Here is a 16,771-nt window from a genome sequence, read left to right as displayed (position 1 = left end):
TCTCCCAATAGAACGTAGGGCAAGAATGCCTGACTTGCCGGAAACTGTTTTGCGTTTTACGAAGATCGTGTGACCAAAAACGAAAAACCGACGATCTTTCGGGCCGAGCGTTTGCCGCTCAAGGTGACGCTGCTGGTATTCTCCGGCTCGTCGATCATGTGCGTCGCGTCGGCCGTCGATCCGTTGCGCGCCGCCAACCGCATTGCCGGTGAGACGCTGTTCGATTTCAGGCTGGTCTCGGTGACAGGCGAGGCGCCGGTCACCACATGCGGCCTGCCGGTGGCGGTCAGCGGCCGCTTCGATGCGGCTGACAGAACCGATATGCTGGTCGTCGTCGCCGGCTTCGGCACGCAGAACTACGCCACATCGGCCCTGCTGTCCGGACTGCGCCGGGCGGCGCGCGCGGCACGCGCCTGCGGCGGCGTCGAGGCCGGCACCTGGCTGGTTGCCCGAGCGGGTCTGCTGGAGGGGCGCAGCGCCACCACCCACTGGGAGGACATGGAGGATTTCTCGTCGGCCTTTCCCGGCGTCGACGTGCGCCCCGACCGCTACGTCATCGATGGCCCGGTGTTCACCACCGGCGGCGCCTCGCCGACCTTCGACCTGATGCTGCATCTGATCCGTACGCGGCTCGGCATGGCCGTGGCGCTAGATGTCGCGAGCGTCTTCATCTACGACCAGGCGCGCGCCGCGACGGATGCGCAACCGCTGGTCTCGCTCGGCCGTCTCGACGGCTACGATCCCAGGCTGGCGCAAGCCATTCGGCTGATGGAAGCGCATGTCGACCAGCCGCTGACTATCGCCGCCGTGGCAAAGCGCGCCGGGGTGACGGCACGGACGCTGGAAAGCATCTTTCGCAAGTCGATCGGCGAAACGCCCGGCGCTTATTACCTCAGGCTGCGCCTCGGCGCCGCGCGCCGGCTGGTGGTCGACACGCGCATCGCCATGGCGGACATTGCCGGGCGAACGGGGTTTTCGTCCGCCGCGGCATTTTCCAGAGCGTTTTCAAGAGCGTTCGGCGAAGCGCCGGTCAGGCTGCGTCGGGGATAATGCATGTCGCCCAAAAGCCTGGCCACGGGCTTGACCCGAGGGTGCGGAGCGGTTTTGGGATCACGACATGCATAGACAAAGGTAGATCAGGCAGCGTCCTGGCGGTCGCTGCTGCCGTCGATCTGCGAGCGCATCTGTCTCGCAAGATGGGTCTCGAAGCGGCTGGCGACCGCGCGATCCCATTCGTTTGCACTCAGCGCACCTTGTTTCGGGTGCGGCAGCGCCATCAGCCGGTCGATGATCGATCCAGCCTCGCCAGATGAGAGCAGGGCGTCGATTTCGCGTTCGTGCTGCATATCGTTTCGCCTCCTTCTTTCTGAATCCCGCCACGAACCACACTATAGGAGGTTCGTGACGGCTGTTTGAAGGCAAGAGCGAGGCGATTGATGGGCGATGCCGGGCAAAGTTTTGTCCGCCGCCGCCCATCTTGGGCACGATCGTTCCGGCAGGTCAGGCAGTGCTTCAGCCAAGCCGCATCGACAGTTCAACATCCTCGCCGAACGGCGTGGACATGTAGCCACTCCCGGTCGAGCGCACCCGCTCGAGGTATTCGGGGCAAAGATCTGCGTTGTCAGCAACGACGAAGGCGCCCGGCCTGAGGCGGCTTTCAACCAGACTCAAGATCTCGGGATAGAGCGCTTTGGCGCCGTCGAGCAGAAGCAGGTCGACCGTTTCGGGAAGATCGACGCTTAATGTTTGCAGCGCGTCTCCTTCGCGGATTTCCACCATGTCAATGAGACCGCCTGCTGTCAGATTACTCCTCGCGCGCGCGACCTTGGATGGCTCGAACTCGCTGGTGATCAGGCGGCCACCGCCATTGTCCCGCAAGGCTGCGGCAAGGTGCAGGGTCGAGATGCCGAACGAGGTTCCAAATTCAACGATCGTCCGTGCGCCGCTGCCTCGTGCCAGCATGTAGAGCAGCGTGCCGGTCTCTCGCGAAACGGGAAGCCAGAGATCCCTTAGCCGCCCATAGAAATCGAGGTATTCGGTCTTGCTTCGAACCAGCCGCATCCGCTCCTCGGCGGAGAGTTCCGCCACTGCAGGGCTCGTTGCCGCAGCGGCTTCCTCGAACAGGCGGTCCAGCAGGGGCGCGAGCGGCTTTGTCGTCAGTGTGGTCATACCGGTTTCCAGTCGGAATTGAATGCGTTCTTGTGCGGCATTCAAAATACGACTAATCATTCGCATTCACTAATCGCATTGGCGCGGCTCTCAATGAGCGATCACCGAAGTCCGCGGATTTCCTCGCGAAAACAGCCGAAGCAGGCCCGCTCGGCGGAGCTCGTCGCTGCGATTTTGCAGGCTGCTGTTCAGGTTTTGGCGAGGGAAGGCGCGCAGCGCTTCACCACGGCGCGGGTGGCCGAGAAGGCCGGTGTCAGTGTCGGATCGCTGTATCAGTATTTTCCGAACAAGGCGGCGATCCTGTTCCGGCTGCAGAGCGACGAATGGCGGCAGACGACCAGTTTGCTGCGCGACATCCTCGAGGACGTCAGGAAACCGCCACTTGAACGGCTGCGCGCCTTGGTCCACGCCTTCCTCCGCTCGGAGTGTGAGGAGGCTGCTGTGCGTGTGGCGCTCGACGACGCCGCACCGCTTTACCGCGACGCGCCCGAGGCGCAGACGGCAAGGGCGTCCGGAGACCGCACCATCCAGCTCTTCATGCAGGAGGCGTTGCCCAACGCCTCGCAAGCGACTCGCGAATTGGCCGGCGACCTGATCATGACGACGCTGAGCACGGTGGGGAAACAGTTCTCGGAGGCGCCTCGAACGCCCAAGGAGATTGAAGTCTACGCCAACGCCATGGCCGACATGTTTTGCGCCTACCTGAGAGGCTTCGATCACGGCTAAGGCGCGCCAGACCCGGTCAGCGAACAGGCCACGCGAGTTTCACACGGGGCAAAACCTTCGTCGGTTCAGCCCCGCGGAAAGCCGTCTTTAGCCGGCGGCCGCTGAACAATGCGGCCGTGAAAACGGTACGCCTCAGACGTACCGATTAACGATGTTTTCGAGCAATTCCTGGCGGCCGGATCTGGGCTGCGGCTCGATCTTCTCCTTGACGACGCGCTCAGCGACCTCCTCGAGCGTACGCTTGCCGGCAAGCATCGCCTTGGCCTCGGTCGAATCCCAGCCGGCATAGCGCTCGGCGAGCGGGGCGGACAGCGCCTTGTCCTCGACCATGCGTGCCGCTGCCTTGAGGCCGCGGGCGCAACAATCCATGCCGCCGATGTGGCCAATCAGCAGGTCCTGCGGATCGAGCGACTGGCGCCTGAGCTTGGCGTCGAAATTGGTGCCGCCGGTCTTGAAGCCGCCGGCCTGCAGCACCTGATAATAGGCGAGTGCCATCTCCGGTACATTGTTGGGGAACTGGTCGGTATCCCAGCCCGACTGGTAGTCGTTGCGGTTCATGTCGATCGAACCGAAAATGCCGAGCGCATTGGCCAGCGCCAACTCATGTTCGAACGAATGGCCGGCCAGGATGGCGTGGCCCTGCTCGATGTTGAGCTTGACCTCGTTCTCCAGTCCGAAACGCTTGAGGAAGCCGTAGACGGTGGCGACGTCGTAATCGTACTGGTGCTTGGTCGGCTCCTGCGGCTTCGGCTCGATCAGGATGGTGCCTTCGAAGCCGATCCTGTGCTTGTAATCGACGACCAGGTTGAGGAAACGGCCGGCCTGTTCCTGCTCGCGGGCAAGGTCGGTGTTGAGCAGCGTCTCATAGCCCTCGCGGCCGCCCCACAGCACGTAGTTCTCGCCGTTCAGACGCTTGGTGACGTCGATGCAGTGTTTCACCGTCGCCGCCGAATAGGCAAAGACGTCCGGATCGGGATTGGTGGCGGCGCCTGACATGAAGCGGCGGTTGGAGAACAGGTTGGCCGTGCCCCACAACAGCTTGACGCCGGTCTGCTTCATCTTTCCCGAGAAGTAATCGGCGATCTCGTCGAGCCGCGCCGCACTTTCGGAAAAGTCCCGGCCCTCCGGCCGCACGTCAGCATCGTGGAAGCAGAAATAAGGCGCACCCAGCAACGAAAACATCTCGAAGGCGACGTCGGCCTTGAGCTTGGCCAACTCCATGGTGTCGGTGCTGCCGGCCTTCGGAAACCACGGCCGGTCAAATGTCTGGCCGCCGAACGGATCGCCGCCCGGCCAGGCAAAGGAATGCCAATAAGCGACGGCAAAGCGCAGATGGTCTTCCAGCCGCTTGCCGGCGACGATCTCGTTGGGATTGTAGAACCGGTAGGCCAGCGGATTGGTCGAATCCGGTCCCTCATATTTGATCTGTTGGATGTCGCCGAAAAAACCGCTGCTCATGTTCTTTTCCTCTCGCATGGTTCGGCCTGATTACCTCAGGCGTAATTGGTTTCGCGCTGACGCTGGTCGAAAAGGCTCATGTCAAAGCCACCCAACGAAGGAGACAGACCCATGACCGACCTCAACACCATTGCCGAAAACTACATCGCCGCCTGGAACGAGAGCGACGCCGCACGCAGGAAAGCCTTGCTCGAGGCAACCTTCACCGAGGACGTCGGCTATCGCGATCCGATCATGCAGGGCGACGGTCATGACGGCATCGCGGCGCTGATCGACGGCGTGCAGCAGCGCTTTGCCGGCTTCAGGTTCTCGCTGAAAGGCAAGCCGGACGGCTTCGCCGATACCATCCGATTCTCCTGGAACCTCGGGCCGGACGGCACCGAATCCGTCATCGAAGGCACCGATATCGGCGTCATCGAAAATGGCCGGCTGAAAAGCGTCACCGGCTTTCTCGACAAGGTGCCGGCACAGTGAGGCCTTCTCGGCAGGCCACGGCGAGGGCGGGAAACCGCTCACGCCGTGGCGCTCCTGATCGCCGGGTAAAGCTGGCGGTAGCGCTGATAGGCATCTGCATAGGCAGCGCTGAGGGCGGCGACCGGCTCGACCGTGGCGTCCGTCGCCGGCGCCGTGCAGACGGCGCGCGGATCGGCGCCTGTCGCCGCGATCAGGCCAAGCCGGGCCGCTCCGAAGGCGGCGCCGAAATCGCCGTCGGCTGGGATATCGACCGGCAGGCCAAGCGCTGTGGCGATGGCCTTCAGCCAGTAGCGCGAACGCGAGCCGCCGCCGATCGCCGTCACCCGGGTCAGCGTCGTGCCGGCTTTGGCCAGGGCTTCGAGGCTGTCGCGGAAAGCGAAGGCGACGCCTTCGAGCACGGCCTGAGTCAGCGCCGCGCGGCCGGATTCGTGGGCAAGCCCGGTAAAGGCGCCGCGAATGACGGAATCATTGTGAGGCGTCCGCTCGCCTGACAGGTACGGCAGGAAGGAGACACCGCTCGGCGCCTGCAGCGAATCGCCGAGTTCGGCGGTCAACTCGCCAGCACTTTTTCCAGCGATCCCCGACAGCCAGTTGAGCGAATCGGTTGCCGACAGGATGACGCCCATCTGGTGCCAGGTGCCGGGCAGTGCGTGGCAGAATGTGTGCACCGCGCTTTCCGGATTGGGCAGATACGACGCGTTGGCGGCAAAAAGCACGCCCGACGTGCCGAGCGAGACGAACGCCTGCCCGGCGCCGACCGTGCCCATGCCGCAGGCCGAAGCCGCGTTGTCGCCGGCACCGCCGGCGATCGGGATGCCCGCCTGCATGCCCCATTTGGCGGCCAATTCGGCGCGCAAGGCACCGGCCTTGGCCGTGCCTTCGACCAATGACGGCATCTGCCTTTCGTCGAGCGACGTGACAGCGAGCAGTTCGGAGGACCAGGCGCGTTTGCCGACATCGAGCCACGACGTGCCAGCCGAATCCGACATTTCCGAAATATGCTCGCCGGCGAGCCAGAGCCGCAAAAAGTCCTTCGGCAGCAGGACCTTTGCCACCCTGGCAAAAACAGCCGGTTCGTTGTTTTTCACCCAGGCGAGCTTTGGCGCGGTGAAGCCGGGAAAGACGATGTTGCCGGTCAGCTTGCGAAAGCGCGGGTCGGCATCGAGCGCGGCCGCCTCGGCGTGGCTGCGTGTGTCGTTCCATAGAATGCAGGGGCGCAGCACCTGGTCGGCGGCATCGAGCAGAGTGGCGCCATGCATATGGCCGGAAAGGCCGATGCCTTTGACCGCCGCGAGTTCCTTCGCATGCATCGACCGCAGCTCGCCGACCGCCGCTTCGCAGGCGCGGATCCAGTCGGCCGGGTTCTGCTCGGACCAGCCGGGATGCGGGCGCGACACGTCGAGCGGCGCATGGCCGGAACCGACGATGCTCTGCCTTGCATCGATCAGCAGCGCCTTAACGCCCGACGTGCCGAGATCGAGGCCGAGATACATGTTTCCTCCCATGTCCGTCATGCCTGGCGGCGACGGTCTTTCTTGCTTCCCCGCCCAGTCCTGTGACACGGGCGGCGAAGATATCCCGGCAATCGTGCCGCCGGAAACGCACCCCGGTCAACACGCGAAGATTTTTTCGACGCTCGAAAAAATCCAGTCGGGGCAGTTTTTAAGGCAAGATGTGGCCTTGGTCAATTCGCCGCGAGAGCGGTTGCACGCCGTGAAAACAATGCCGACAACGGGCTGTCCGGCCGTGCCAGCGCGCGTTCCGCCGCAAGCGCCCTCGCCAGCGCGCCATCACCGGAACGCAATGCCGCTTCGATCAGCGTCAGGTCGATGACGTCGCGTTGTGCGTGGCTGCCGCCGAAGCGATGGGCGATCGCCCGGATCGGCCGGATCAGGCGTATCGTCCCGGCATAATTGCCCTCGCCGAATGCCTTGATGGCGAGCGTCAGGGGATGGCCGACATCCCTGGTAAAAGCAGCGTTGTCGTCCTTGCCGCGCATCGCCTCGCGCTGCGCCTCGAGCAAGCCGCGGGCCGGCGCTTCGAGGCCGGCGCCGACAAACGCCATCATCGCGTGGGCGTCATTGAAGGCATAATGGCCGGCGCTCGCATTGGGCAACCAGTTGGCGGCGAGTGCCGTCCAGCGGTCGCCGACATCGATGCCGCCGAGATGCAGCCGCCACAGGATCGCCGAGGCATCGACCATGTTGAGCGCCAGCGTCGAGCGCTCGCCATAGATCGGCCCGTCGTAGAGCGCCAGCACCTCGTCGGTCTCGCCGAGATCATAATGGAACAGCGCCAGATGCCACCAATTATGCACCTGCAGGAAGCTTTCCCGCGTCCACGCTTCGGGATTGGCGCGCATCCACAATATGCCGTCCTTCTGCCGGCTCTGCATCTCCATGACATGGGCCACCGCATGCTGGGCCCAGCCGTCGCGCGGCTCAAGATCGACCGCCGTGCGGCCAAGTTTTTCGGCGCGCGCGTAGTCGCCCATTTCCTCCAGGCCAAAGGCCTGCATCCCGAGTATGGCGTGATAGCCCGGCATGCCGCTCTGCCAGGACGGCAGTGCACGGCCGATGCGGTCGCGCAGCATACGCGCATTGCCGGTGAAGAAGTCGATCTGGTGGCCGGTCTGCAGCGCCAGCGCATCGAGCGGAAACTCGATGGCGATATCCTCCAGCACGCGGGCGGCCTCGTGCCAGCGTCCATCCGCAAGGTGGCCAAGGGCGGCGACATGCGCCTGCTCGCGCGCCGTCGCGGCAAGTGGCAGCGCTGCCTCGTGACATGCCTTGGCCACCGCCGTCGCTTCGCGCTCTGTGGCAAGGCCAAAGAGATAACCCTTGAACACATGCGCCATGACGAAGCCGGGATCTTCGGCGATTGCCCGGTCAATGGAACCGACCGGATCGCCGATGAAGCACTGCAATTCGCGAACAGCCCGGCTGTAGGACGAGAGCCCGGCCTCCGTCGCGCCAGACAGTGTCAGGCCGAATGCATCGCTCACCGCCATGGTCTGTCCTCAGTTGCCCGAGCGCATCGCCACTGTCGCGATCCCGGCGCTGACCAGCAGCGTGCCGCCGGTGCGGTTGAAGATGCGGATCGCCTTTGGGTTGCGCACGACGTTGCGCGCCCTTGCCGCGATCAGCGCATAACCGAAGGCATTGGCGAAGGCGAGCGTCAGGAAGGTCGTCTCGAAGATCAGCATCTGTGTCCAGAAATCCGCATGCCGGTCGAGGAACTGCGGCAGGAAGGCGACGAAAAAGGTGATGCTTTTCGGATTGAGCGCGGTAACCAGCCAGGCGTGCGCCATCATTTTCGCCGACGACACCGCATCGGTGCGCGGTTCGGCCCGGAGCGCGCCGCCGGCGCGAAACAGCTTGATGCCGAGATAGATCAGATAGCCGGCGCCGATCACCTTCAGCACGGTAAACACGGTGGCCGACGCCGCCAGCACCGCGCCGATACCCAGCATCGACAATGTCATCGCGGTGAAGTCGCCGAGCGCCACGCCGACTGCCATCGGCAGCGCGGTGCGCCAGCCCTGGCCGAGCGCATAGGACACCACCAGCAGGATGGTCGGACCTGGAATGACCAGAAGGACTGCCGAGGCAGCGGCAAAAGCGGCCCAGTTTTCGAAGGACATTTTCTTCTCCTTGAGCTCAAAGAAGAGGATAAATCCTTGGTCCCGCGCAGATGTAAAGAGGCAAAAATCGAAAAAGCCCCTCGTTAACGCCAGGCGGCCGGCCTTCACGCTTTTTCAACCATGATTGGTGAAAATGCCTGCTATCCGGCCGGAGCGTGTTTCCCGCCGACAGCGTAGGGTTTGGGTAAATGCGTGAGTTGCCGCAAGGTCTGTCGCTGCCACATAATGGCGACGCAATCGAAACCGAAATACAGCTTTCCCGTCGCACGGTGCTGTCCGGCGCCGGTGCGCTGGCGCTGCTCGGCGTCGCCGGCTGCAGCCAGACGCTGGATCTGCCGTCGCTGCAGCTCGACGACGTCACCACCGGCTCGATCCGGCCCATCCGTCCGAGTATCAGCGTCGACAAGAACATCACCAGCCCCGACGTGATGTACGCTTCGCTCACCGACGGTGGCTTCAATGTGCCGGAAGTGCCCTATCTCAAGGTCAAGCCGGAGTTCCGCCGCCAGATCGTCGTCGATCCGACCGGCGAGCAACCCGGCACCATCGTCGTTCACTCGCAGGAACGGCTGCTCTATCTGGTGCAGCCCGGCGGCGATGCGATCCGTTACGGCGTCGGCATCGGCAAGGACGGGTTCCGCTGGTCCGGCCGCGCCAACATCCAGTACGGCAAGGAATGGCCGGTCTGGACCCCGCCGCCCGAGATGATCGCCCGCAGGCCGGAACTGGTGAAATGGCAAAGCGGACAGCCGGGCGGCCTCGACAATCCGCTCGGCGCGCGTGCCCTCTACATCTATCAGAACGGCAGCGACACCGGCTATCGCATCCACGGCTCGCCCGAATGGTGGAGCATCGGCCAGGCGATGTCGTCGGGCTGCGTGCGCCTGATCAACCAGGACATCATCGATCTCTACAGCCGCGTCTCCAAGAAGAATCCGGTCGTCGTCGTCTGACCGGCGGCCAAGGCTCGAGCGATTACTCTGCCGGCTAGCGCTGCACACCCATGTACTACATTTTGTGCGAATTCATGCGACGCTTCGCCTTGCCCAGCCATGTCCACTCGTGTGACTGACAAGTTTTGGGAGATCGCGACATCGTTGCACTGATCGAGGCGAGCGAAGCGGAGAAGCCGACCATGCGTGGTCCCTGCAAGAAGCAAGAAAGCAATTGATGCCGATTGTCAGGATAGCCGAACTGGAAATCGATCCTAAGCAGATCGGCAGCTACAGGGCCCTGCTTGCCGAAGAGATTGAGGCTTCTGTACGCGTCGAGCCGGGCGTGCTTTTCCTTCATGCGGTGGCAGTAAAAGGCACGCCTGAAAAGGTGCGCGTGATCGAATGCTACGCCGATCAGGCGGCCTATGAGGCCCACCTGACCACGTCGCACTTTCTCAAATACAAGGCGCAGACGGCGAGTATGGTCAGGTCACTTCGGCTCATCGAAACGGATCCTATCGCGCTGCAGGCGAAGAGTGGCCCGATTTCAAACTGACCCACTGCCTCTGCCGTTGCGCGATGCCGCAAGACAGGCGAATGTGCCTGCGATTTTCACCGCCCGGGAGACGTGAACAATGGCCGGAACTTTTGTCATCGCGCAAGGCGGCGGCCCGACCGCCGTCATCAACCAGACCGTGGTGGGCGCCACGCTCGAAATCCGCAAGCGGCATCCCGGCGCCAAGGTGCTTGGTTCCATCCACGGCGTGCGCGGAATTCGTGACGGCAATTACGTCGATCTTTCCGCCATCCCCGAGGACCGCCTGCGGCTGATCGCGGCGACACCGAGCGCCGCGCTTGGTTCGACGCGCGACAAGCCGGATGCCGCCTATTGCGACCTCATCCTCAACGGCTTGAAGAAAGCCGGTGCCGACGCCTTCATCTATATCGGCGGCAACGACACCTCGGGCACGCAGCAGATCCTCACCGACGCCGCCGGCGGCAAGATCGCCTTCGTTCACGCGCCGAAAACCATCGACAACGATCTCGAGGAGAACGATCACACGCCCGGCTTCATGTCGGCGGCCGAGTTCGTCGCTGGAGCATTTCTTTCGGTCGATCTCGATTTCCGCGCTCTGCCGGGCATCTATGTCGGCATCGTCATGGGGCGGCATGCCGGTTTCCTGACGGCCGCGTCCGCGGCCTGGCAGCTCGATCAGGACAGCGGCCCGCATCTCGTCTACGTGCCGGAGCGGCCGTTCTCCGCGGCGGGCTTCATCGACGACGTTCGTGCAACGCTCGACCGCCACAAGCGCTGCATCGTTGCCGTCTCCGAAGGCGTCAGCACCGCCGACGGCAAAGCGCTGGTCGAAAGCCTGGTGCCGCCGGAAAGGCTGGAGCGCGACCAGCACGGCAACGTCAAGCTGTCGGGCAGCGACCTGCCGGCAGCCTTGGAGCGCGCGCTCGCCGAAGGATTGCCGGGCAAGCGGGCGCGCGTCGATGCGCTCGGCTATATGCCGCGCGGCTATGTCGGCGCCATCAGCGCGGTGGACGCGCAGGAGGCCTTCGATGCCGGTGCCTTCGCGGTCACGGTGGCCGACGAGGGGGGCGGTTCGGTGGCGCTGCAATATGACGGCAAGAAAACCGTGCTGAAGAAGGTGCCGCTGAAGAACGTCGCCGGCAAGACGCGCCATATGCCGGATGATTTCATGCTGCCGGATGTCAACCGGCTGTCCGATGCGGGGATGGCCTATCTGAAGCGGCTGGTCCCGCGAAAGTACAAGGTCGGCAAGCCGTTCGTCTGATGCCGGCGTTGATCTGATGGACAGCTGGTTCAGCAAAACCATCGTCGACGCCAAGACGACGATGCTGACCGAGCCCTTCGTGCATGATTCCGTGCGTGCCAACATCTGGCATTTGCGCGGCCGCGATGTCGACCTGCTGGTCGACACCGGCATGGGGATCTGCCCGCTGGCGCCGCAGATCGACACGCCGGCCGGCAAGCCGCTGCTCGCCGTCGCCACGCATATCCATCTCGATCATGTCGGCTCGCTGCACGAGTTTCCGTTGCGGGCAGGGCCGCGCCACAGCGCCGCACAGTTCGACAGCATGGATGAAGCGGTGACCTACGCCTGCATGTTCCATGACCTGGAAGGCGCTGTTTCCAAGCTGCCGGCGCCGGGCTGGAGAGCCGCCGATTACAGGATTCCGCCGGCGCCGCTGGCCCGGACCCTGGACGAGGGCGACATGATCGACCTCGGTGACCGCCAATTCCGCGTCCTGCATCTGCCCGGCCACTCTCCGGATTCGATCGCGCTGTTCGACGAGGCAGACGGCCTGTTCTTCGCCGGCGACGCCATCTACGACGCCATGCTGATCGACGACCTGCCGGATTCGGATCGTGCCGCCTATCGCCGCACGATGCAGCGCCTGGTCGAGCTGCCGATCCGGATCGGCCATGGCGGCCATGGACCGAGCTTCGACGGCAGGCGGATGCGCGAGATCGCCACCACCTATCTCAGCCGGACCGACCGGAAAGGCGAATAGGAGGCCTCGGCTGAGGCGGCGCAAATCTGAAGCGATTTGTCTTGCGCAGCTATTTTGTTCTTGCTTTGTGCCGGCAGCTATGCTAGTAATTTGGGTATGGTGCTGATTCGCCCCAACGACCCGCCGCAAGGCGGGTTTTTGTTTTCGGGTTTCGGCGCCAGCCCGGCAAGGCGGCTGCCAGCCGGAAATTAAATCTTCGTAATATTATCTGGAAACCACGATCGGCGCCCTAGATGCGGGGCTGTCGATCCGGTCGGCCGCCGTGCCAGGCGAGACAGGCAAGGCCGACACGCCGATAGAGCGTTCCGGTGACGGAACGCTGCGGCGCCCGATCAATCTCTCGCCCGGACAACGGCCATGTCACCAATCCACACCCTTCGCAGACATCGCGTCGCCGCTTTGCTGGGCGCCGCGCTGATCGTCAGCCCCTTCGCCCTGTCCTTCGCTCCCAGGCTGAATGATGTCCTGGCGGCAACAGTGACCCCACCTGTCACCGGCATGACGGCGCCCAGCGGCTCGTTCGCTCCGGTCGTGGCGGCCGATAAACCGGCAGTGGTGACCATCACGACGGTCATGAAAGTACAACAGCCGGACACCACGAGCGACGCCTCTCCCTTCGGCGGAAACGCGCCTTTCGACGATTATTTCCGCCGTTTCTTCGGTGACCAGGGACTGCCCGCCCCCAAGACACCGCCGGAACAGGCGCCGCGCACCGAGGCTCTCGGCTCAGGCTTCATCGTCGGCGCCGACGGCATGATCGTCACCAACAATCACGTCGTCGACGGCGCCCAGTCGGTCAAGGTGGCGCTCGACGACGGCACCGAGCTTCCCGCCAAATTGATCGGCCATGACGCCAAGAACGATCTTGCCGTGCTCAAGGTCAACGCCGGCAAGCCCTTGCCGATCATCAAATGGGGCGATTCCGACAAGCTCATGCCGGGCGATCAGGTGCTCGCCTTCGGCAATCCTTTCGGCCTTGGCACCACGGTCACGGCCGGCATCGTCTCGGCGCGCGGCCGCGACCTGCATAGCGGGCCGTTTGACGACTTCATCCAGATCGACGCACCGATCAACCGGGGCAATTCCGGCGGCCCGCTAACGGATGTGAACGGCAATGTCGTCGGCATCAACACGGCGATCTTTTCGCCGAATGGCGGCAGCGTCGGCGTCGGCTTCGCCATCCCCTCGGACCAGGCGCAAAAGGTCGTCGCCAAGCTGATGAAGGGCGGCTCCATCCAGTACGGTTATCTCGGCGTCCAGATCCAGCCGGTGACGCCTGACATGGCGAGCGCCATCGGCCTCGATCGCCCAGCCGGCGTGCTGGTCGCGCAGGTCAGCGACGGATCGCCGGCCGCCAAGGCCGGCATCGAGACCGGCGACGTCATTACCAGTTTCGCCGGCCGCGACATAAAGGATCCAAGGGATCTGTCGCGCGCCGTCGCCGACGTTGCGCCCGGCACGAGGGAAACCCTCAATGTCTGGCGCCAGGGGCAAAGCCTGCAGATCTCCGTCGAGGTCGGGCGCAACGAAGACGACATGGCAACGGGATCGGTAACCGGCGATTCAGGTCAGCCGTCGACGGAGCAGGGCCTTCGCGCACCGGCGCTCGGTCTCGGCCTGATGGACGTCACCCCGGATGTGCGCCAGGCAATGAACCTGGCAGGCAACCAGCACGGCGCGCTGGTCGAGCGCGTCGACCCGAACAAGGCGGCATCGGCTTCCGGCATCCAGCCCGGCGACATCGTCGTCGCCGTCGACCAGCATCCGGTGAGAAGTGCCAGGCAGGCTAACCAGGCGATTGTGCAGGCTGCCAAATCCGGCAAGAAATCGGTGCTGCTGCTTGTCGAGCGCGGCGACGCCCAGATGTTCGTCGCCGTGCCCTTCGCCAGTGGCTGAGGCAGGCGCCGCGCTGCCAAGATCGATGTAGAGCATTGCCGCCAGGCCGGAGCCAAGATTTCGGTTGCCCGCGCACGCGTCTTCGAGAAAACTGACAAAGGTCGGTTGGACCTTGCGCAAACGGATATTCTCGATGGTTACCCGAGGCTTCTCTTCCGGACGAAAGCCGCCGACGGATACGGATGCACGTATCCCGCCGGGGCAATATCTCGAGCAAGGTTTCCCGGTCCTGTCGGCCGGCCCGACGCCGCATGTCCGCACCGAGGATTGGTCGTTTACGCTTAAGCACGGGCCGCGGCCGATCAAGAAGTGGAACTGGGCCGAGTTCAACGCGCTGCCCTTGACCAAGATGACGCGCGACATCCATTGCGTCACCGCATGGACCAAGTTCGACACGGCGTGGCAGGGCGTGCTGGTCGACGACATCCTTGCCGACGCCGGCATCGAGCCGCCCACCGCCTTCACGCTGGCGCTGGGTTTCGACGGCTATTCCACCAACGTGCCGACGAAGGATCTCACCGGCGGCAAGGCGATGGTGGCGCTGCTTTATGAAAGCAAGCCAATCACGCCCGACCATGGCGGCCCGGCCCGGCTGCTCGTTCCGCATCTCTATTTCTGGAAATCGGCCAAATGGCTGAACGGGCTGCAGTTCACCGAGCGTGACGAGCCGGGTTTCTGGGAATTGCGAGGTTATCATATCTATGGCGATCCGTGGCGCGAGCAGCGCTACACGAACGATCCATGAGCGACGCACCGGCGGCGCAGTCGCCCTGGCAGACGGTCACCATCACCCGCATCCAAAAGCGCACGCCGCGCGTCACCAGCTTTTTCCTGCAGCCGTCGCGGCCCTTCGCTTACCGCGCCGGACAGCATGTCGACGTCAGGCTGACAGCACCTGACGGCTATCAGGCGCGCCGCTCCTACTCCATCGCCTCGGCGCCGGAGACCGGCGAGACCATCGAGCTGGCGATTGAAAAACTCGAGGACGGCGAGGTCTCGCCGTTCTTTCACGAGATCGCGGCGGTGGGCGACGAGGTCGAATTGCGCGGGCCGCTCGGCGGCCATTTCGTCTGGTCCGACGGCGATCGCGGACCGCTCCTGCTCGTCGGCGGCGGGTCGGGCGTGGTGCCGCTGATGTCGATGGTCCGTCACCGGGCGATGCGGGGATCGCTGGTCGCCGCCGCCTTGGTGTTTTCGGCGCGGGTCTGGGACGAGGTGATCTTTCGCGACGAGTTGATCGACCTCGCCGAGCGCCGGGATGGCTTCGACCTGGTGCTGACGCTGACGCGCGAGCCGGCCCGCCGTCCGGCAGATCATGCGCGGCGGGTCGACGCCGCGATGATGGTGCAAGCCATGACGAGGCTGCCCGCGCCGCCGAAGCTCGCCTTTGTCTGCGGCTCGAACGCATTCGTGACGGCCGCCGCCGAGGCATTGATCGATGCCGGGGTGCCTGCGGCACTCATCCGCACCGAACGCTACGGAGTCTGACCCGGTTCTGCTTGCCCGGTTGCTGCCTTCGTTGGGCGGCATAAAGCAGGCCAAAAGCAGCCGCAACGCCGACGCCGCGTTTGTCCGAAATGGTTAACGATTCGACAAAGAACCTCGGCTGCGACTTTTATCGGTTTAAAAAATCGAACCGAACGGTTCGTTTCTGTTGACAATGCGTGCAGGACGCTGTGAACGCTGCCTCCCCAAGTCACCTTGCAGCCAGACCGATACTATGGGCTATCTACTTGATATTTAGCAATAAAATTGTGGCGAAGGGAATCTCTGGCACAATTTCAAGGTGTAGATTCTTGGTCCACACCAAACAACTTCGTGATTGGAAACTGGCCATCGCCTTTCCCACATCGGGGCTGTCCGAACGACGCGAATTCCTCCCAAGACACGCCGCTGGACGGACGGAAAACTGAGATACTGGAGTACTAAAATGAAAAAGATCGCTCTTGCCGCCGTCGCCGTTTTGGCCATCACCGGCAGCGCCTTCTCTGGCAGCGACAACTTTGGTTCCAAGGGTGCGAGCCAGCCTGCCGCTTCGGTCGACAGCTCGTATACGGCTTCCATTCAGAAGCCGGCTCATGCTGACCAGCAGCCTGTCCAGGGCGCCGACCGTAACCTCTTCGGCAACAAATAACAGCCGATCCCAGCATCAGGGCGGCGGGCATATCCGCCGTCCGGGGATCTGAAAAGTTCAGGAGTATTAAGATGAAAAAGATCGTTCTTGCTGCCGCCGCCGTTTTGGCCATCACCGGCAGCGCCTTCGCGGGCAGCGACAACTTTGGTTCCAAGGGAGCCAACCAGCCTGCTGTCTCGGTCGACAGCTCCTACACGGCTTCCGTCAAGACGTCGGACCAGGCTGAAAAGCAGCCGGTTGTCCAGGGCGCCGACCGTAACCTCTTCGGCAACAACTAACAGCCGATCCCACCATCAAGGCGGCGGCATGCCCGCCGTTTGATTCGAAAATCCAGGAGTATCCAAATGAAAAAGATTGTTCTTACTGCCGCCGCTCTCTTGATTGCCGCCGGCAGCGCTTATGCCCGCAACGACAATGTTGGCGGGACCGACATCAACAAGCAGTCGACCGTCAACGTCGACAAGACGCAGACGTATTCGGTGCGTGACAGCAACTCGCCGGTCTACAAGCTGCTGAATTCGTCTGGCGATGTGCCCAAGTCCGCGCCTCAGGGCGCCGACCGCAACCTCTTCGGCAACAACTAGAGCAATTCCAGGAAAAGTGTGAAACGGTTTTCCGTCCGGAATTGCGTCAAAACAAAGAGGTAGAGCGGTTCGGCGTTCCGTGAAACGATGAACCGCTCTAACGGCCGAACTGGAATTCCAGACAAGAGCGGGGGGGCCGGGCCGCCGCGCGGGGTTTTTTGATTGGGGGGGGACCCCGGGGTGCAGGCGCCGGTTTGTGTGGGTTCGT

The 16,771-nt window shown here is 63.4% G+C and carries 20 protein-coding genes; 13 read left to right on the top strand and 7 right to left on the bottom strand.

Annotation, left to right across the window (positions count from 1 at the left end; all coding sequences use genetic code 11):
• The first annotated feature begins 69 nt into the window (after positions 1 to 69).
• Positions 70 to 1,050, top strand: a complete 981-nt coding sequence (locus NKJ23_RS31875) for a GlxA family transcriptional regulator (protein WP_352684651.1) — start codon at positions 70 to 72, stop codon at positions 1,048 to 1,050.
• Positions 1,051 to 1,136: 86 nt separating this feature from the next.
• Here NKJ23_RS31875 and NKJ23_RS31870 read toward each other — a convergent pair whose 3' ends face one another.
• Positions 1,137 to 1,346: a hypothetical protein gene (locus tag NKJ23_RS31870; protein ID WP_023680243.1), complete on the bottom strand. Its 210-nt coding sequence runs from the start codon at positions 1,344 to 1,346 to the stop codon at positions 1,137 to 1,139.
• 166 nt (positions 1,347 to 1,512) lie between these two features.
• Positions 1,513 to 2,169, bottom strand: coding sequence for an O-methyltransferase (locus NKJ23_RS31865; protein WP_352684649.1), 657 nt, complete (start codon positions 2,167 to 2,169; stop codon positions 1,513 to 1,515).
• Between the two features lie 93 nt (positions 2,170 to 2,262).
• Here NKJ23_RS31865 and NKJ23_RS31860 point away from each other — a divergent pair, with 93 nt between their 5' ends.
• The gene (locus NKJ23_RS31860; protein WP_352684647.1) at positions 2,263 to 2,895 is read left to right on the top strand and encodes a TetR/AcrR family transcriptional regulator; all 633 of its coding nucleotides are present in this window, start codon (positions 2,263 to 2,265) and stop codon (positions 2,893 to 2,895) included.
• A 132-nt stretch (positions 2,896 to 3,027) separates the two neighbouring features.
• Here the strand turns inward: NKJ23_RS31860 and xylA are convergent, their stop codons facing one another.
• The gene (gene xylA / locus NKJ23_RS31855) at positions 3,028 to 4,353 is read right to left on the bottom strand and encodes a xylose isomerase (protein WP_352684645.1); all 1,326 of its coding nucleotides are present in this window, start codon (positions 4,351 to 4,353) and stop codon (positions 3,028 to 3,030) included.
• Between the two features lie 111 nt (positions 4,354 to 4,464).
• Between xylA and NKJ23_RS31850 the strand changes: the two genes are divergently transcribed.
• Positions 4,465 to 4,827, top strand: coding sequence for a nuclear transport factor 2 family protein (locus NKJ23_RS31850; RefSeq protein ID WP_292664758.1), 363 nt, complete (start codon positions 4,465 to 4,467; stop codon positions 4,825 to 4,827).
• A 38-nt stretch (positions 4,828 to 4,865) separates the two neighbouring features.
• On the opposite strand, the gene xylB is transcribed toward NKJ23_RS31850, so the two are convergent.
• The 3 genes from xylB to NKJ23_RS31835 all read right to left on the bottom strand — a co-directional run bounded on the left by xylB (position 4,866) and on the right by NKJ23_RS31835 (position 8,470).
• A complete protein-coding gene (gene xylB / locus NKJ23_RS31845) occupies positions 4,866 to 6,320 on the bottom strand; it encodes a xylulokinase (protein WP_352684672.1) in 1,455 nt (484 codons plus the stop codon).
• 191 nt (positions 6,321 to 6,511) lie between these two features.
• Positions 6,512 to 7,837, bottom strand: coding sequence for a tetratricopeptide repeat protein (locus NKJ23_RS31840; protein ID WP_352684643.1), 1,326 nt, complete (start codon positions 7,835 to 7,837; stop codon positions 6,512 to 6,514).
• A gap of 9 nt (positions 7,838 to 7,846) precedes the next feature.
• On the bottom strand, positions 7,847 to 8,470 hold the full coding sequence (locus tag NKJ23_RS31835) for a LysE family translocator (protein ID WP_352684641.1): 624 nt from the start codon (positions 8,468 to 8,470) through the stop codon (positions 7,847 to 7,849).
• A gap of 188 nt (positions 8,471 to 8,658) precedes the next feature.
• Here NKJ23_RS31835 and NKJ23_RS31830 point away from each other — a divergent pair, with 188 nt between their 5' ends.
• The 10 genes from NKJ23_RS31830 to NKJ23_RS31785 all read left to right on the top strand — a co-directional run bounded on the left by NKJ23_RS31830 (position 8,659) and on the right by NKJ23_RS31785 (position 16,563).
• Entirely contained in the window at positions 8,659 to 9,423 is a 765-nt protein-coding gene (locus NKJ23_RS31830) for a L,D-transpeptidase (RefSeq protein WP_023680235.1), read from the top strand.
• A 217-nt stretch (positions 9,424 to 9,640) separates the two neighbouring features.
• Positions 9,641 to 9,961, top strand: coding sequence for a putative quinol monooxygenase (locus tag NKJ23_RS31825; RefSeq protein ID WP_023680233.1), 321 nt, complete (start codon positions 9,641 to 9,643; stop codon positions 9,959 to 9,961).
• Positions 9,962 to 10,040: 79 nt separating this feature from the next.
• Complete coding sequence (locus tag NKJ23_RS31820) at positions 10,041 to 11,207, top strand: diphosphate--fructose-6-phosphate 1-phosphotransferase (RefSeq protein ID WP_352684639.1); 1,167 nt, start codon at positions 10,041 to 10,043, stop codon at positions 11,205 to 11,207.
• A 16-nt stretch (positions 11,208 to 11,223) separates the two neighbouring features.
• Positions 11,224 to 11,949, top strand: a complete 726-nt coding sequence (locus tag NKJ23_RS31815) for an MBL fold metallo-hydrolase (protein WP_352684637.1) — start codon at positions 11,224 to 11,226, stop codon at positions 11,947 to 11,949.
• A gap of 357 nt (positions 11,950 to 12,306) precedes the next feature.
• A complete protein-coding gene (locus NKJ23_RS31810; protein WP_352684635.1) occupies positions 12,307 to 13,845 on the top strand; it encodes a DegQ family serine endoprotease in 1,539 nt (512 codons plus the stop codon).
• Between the two features lie 133 nt (positions 13,846 to 13,978).
• A complete protein-coding gene (locus NKJ23_RS31805; RefSeq protein WP_352684633.1) occupies positions 13,979 to 14,590 on the top strand; it encodes a molybdopterin-dependent oxidoreductase in 612 nt (203 codons plus the stop codon).
• Positions 14,587 to 15,333, top strand: a complete 747-nt coding sequence (locus tag NKJ23_RS31800) for a ferredoxin reductase (protein ID WP_352684631.1) — start codon at positions 14,587 to 14,589, stop codon at positions 15,331 to 15,333. Before NKJ23_RS31805 ends, NKJ23_RS31800 begins: the two co-directional genes overlap by 4 nt.
• A 442-nt stretch (positions 15,334 to 15,775) precedes the next feature.
• Entirely contained in the window at positions 15,776 to 15,979 is a 204-nt protein-coding gene (locus NKJ23_RS31795) for a DUF680 domain-containing protein (RefSeq protein ID WP_352684628.1), read from the top strand.
• A gap of 71 nt (positions 15,980 to 16,050) precedes the next feature.
• Positions 16,051 to 16,257 carry a DUF680 domain-containing protein gene (locus NKJ23_RS31790; RefSeq protein WP_352684626.1) on the top strand — a complete coding sequence of 69 codons (207 nt, stop codon included), beginning with the start codon at positions 16,051 to 16,053 and terminating at the stop codon, positions 16,255 to 16,257.
• Positions 16,258 to 16,323: 66 nt separating this feature from the next.
• On the top strand, positions 16,324 to 16,563 hold the full coding sequence (locus NKJ23_RS31785) for a DUF680 domain-containing protein (protein WP_352590877.1): 240 nt from the start codon (positions 16,324 to 16,326) through the stop codon (positions 16,561 to 16,563).
• On the opposite strand, the gene NKJ23_RS31780 is transcribed toward NKJ23_RS31785, so the two are convergent.
• A partial coding sequence (locus NKJ23_RS31780; RefSeq protein WP_352684623.1) for a hypothetical protein occupies positions 16,560 to 16,771 on the bottom strand: 212 nt, incomplete at its 5' end. The genes NKJ23_RS31785 and NKJ23_RS31780 overlap by 4 nt on opposite strands.

This window comes from Mesorhizobium sp. M0184 (assembly GCF_040322215.1).
Classification (GTDB): domain Bacteria; phylum Pseudomonadota; class Alphaproteobacteria; order Rhizobiales; family Rhizobiaceae; genus Mesorhizobium.
The sequence above is the reverse complement of the archived record's forward strand: the minus strand, read 5'-3'. Positions and strand labels throughout refer to the sequence as shown.

Excerpts from the sequence above, each read along its gene's own strand:
- NKJ23_RS31835 (WP_352684641.1), bottom strand. The coding sequence starts at position 8,470 with ATGTCCTTCGAAAACTGGGCCGCTTTTGCCGCTGCCTCGGCAGTCCTT.
- NKJ23_RS31805 (WP_352684633.1), top strand. The coding sequence starts at position 13,979 with ATGGTTACCCGAGGCTTCTCTTCCGGACGAAAGCCGCCGACGGATACG.
- xylA (WP_352684645.1), bottom strand. The coding sequence starts at position 4,353 with ATGAGCAGCGGTTTTTTCGGCGACATCCAACAGATCAAATATGAGGGA.
- NKJ23_RS31790 (WP_352684626.1), top strand. The coding sequence starts at position 16,051 with ATGAAAAAGATCGTTCTTGCTGCCGCCGCCGTTTTGGCCATCACCGGC.
- NKJ23_RS31785 (WP_352590877.1), top strand. The coding sequence starts at position 16,324 with ATGAAAAAGATTGTTCTTACTGCCGCCGCTCTCTTGATTGCCGCCGGC.
- NKJ23_RS31850 (WP_292664758.1), top strand. The coding sequence starts at position 4,465 with ATGACCGACCTCAACACCATTGCCGAAAACTACATCGCCGCCTGGAAC.
- NKJ23_RS31815 (WP_352684637.1), top strand. The coding sequence starts at position 11,224 with ATGGACAGCTGGTTCAGCAAAACCATCGTCGACGCCAAGACGACGATG.
- NKJ23_RS31795 (WP_352684628.1), top strand. The coding sequence starts at position 15,776 with ATGAAAAAGATCGCTCTTGCCGCCGTCGCCGTTTTGGCCATCACCGGC.
- NKJ23_RS31820 (WP_352684639.1), top strand. The coding sequence starts at position 10,041 with ATGGCCGGAACTTTTGTCATCGCGCAAGGCGGCGGCCCGACCGCCGTC.
- NKJ23_RS31825 (WP_023680233.1), top strand. The coding sequence starts at position 9,641 with ATGCCGATTGTCAGGATAGCCGAACTGGAAATCGATCCTAAGCAGATC.
- NKJ23_RS31800 (WP_352684631.1), top strand. The coding sequence starts at position 14,587 with ATGAGCGACGCACCGGCGGCGCAGTCGCCCTGGCAGACGGTCACCATC.
- NKJ23_RS31810 (WP_352684635.1), top strand. The coding sequence starts at position 12,307 with ATGTCACCAATCCACACCCTTCGCAGACATCGCGTCGCCGCTTTGCTG.
- NKJ23_RS31840 (WP_352684643.1), bottom strand. The coding sequence starts at position 7,837 with ATGGCGGTGAGCGATGCATTCGGCCTGACACTGTCTGGCGCGACGGAG.
- NKJ23_RS31860 (WP_352684647.1), top strand. The coding sequence starts at position 2,263 with ATGAGCGATCACCGAAGTCCGCGGATTTCCTCGCGAAAACAGCCGAAG.
- xylB (WP_352684672.1), bottom strand. The coding sequence starts at position 6,320 with ATGTATCTCGGCCTCGATCTCGGCACGTCGGGCGTTAAGGCGCTGCTG.
- NKJ23_RS31865 (WP_352684649.1), bottom strand. The coding sequence starts at position 2,169 with ATGACCACACTGACGACAAAGCCGCTCGCGCCCCTGCTGGACCGCCTG.
- NKJ23_RS31830 (WP_023680235.1), top strand. The coding sequence starts at position 8,659 with ATGCGTGAGTTGCCGCAAGGTCTGTCGCTGCCACATAATGGCGACGCA.
- NKJ23_RS31870 (WP_023680243.1), bottom strand. The coding sequence starts at position 1,346 with ATGCAGCACGAACGCGAAATCGACGCCCTGCTCTCATCTGGCGAGGCT.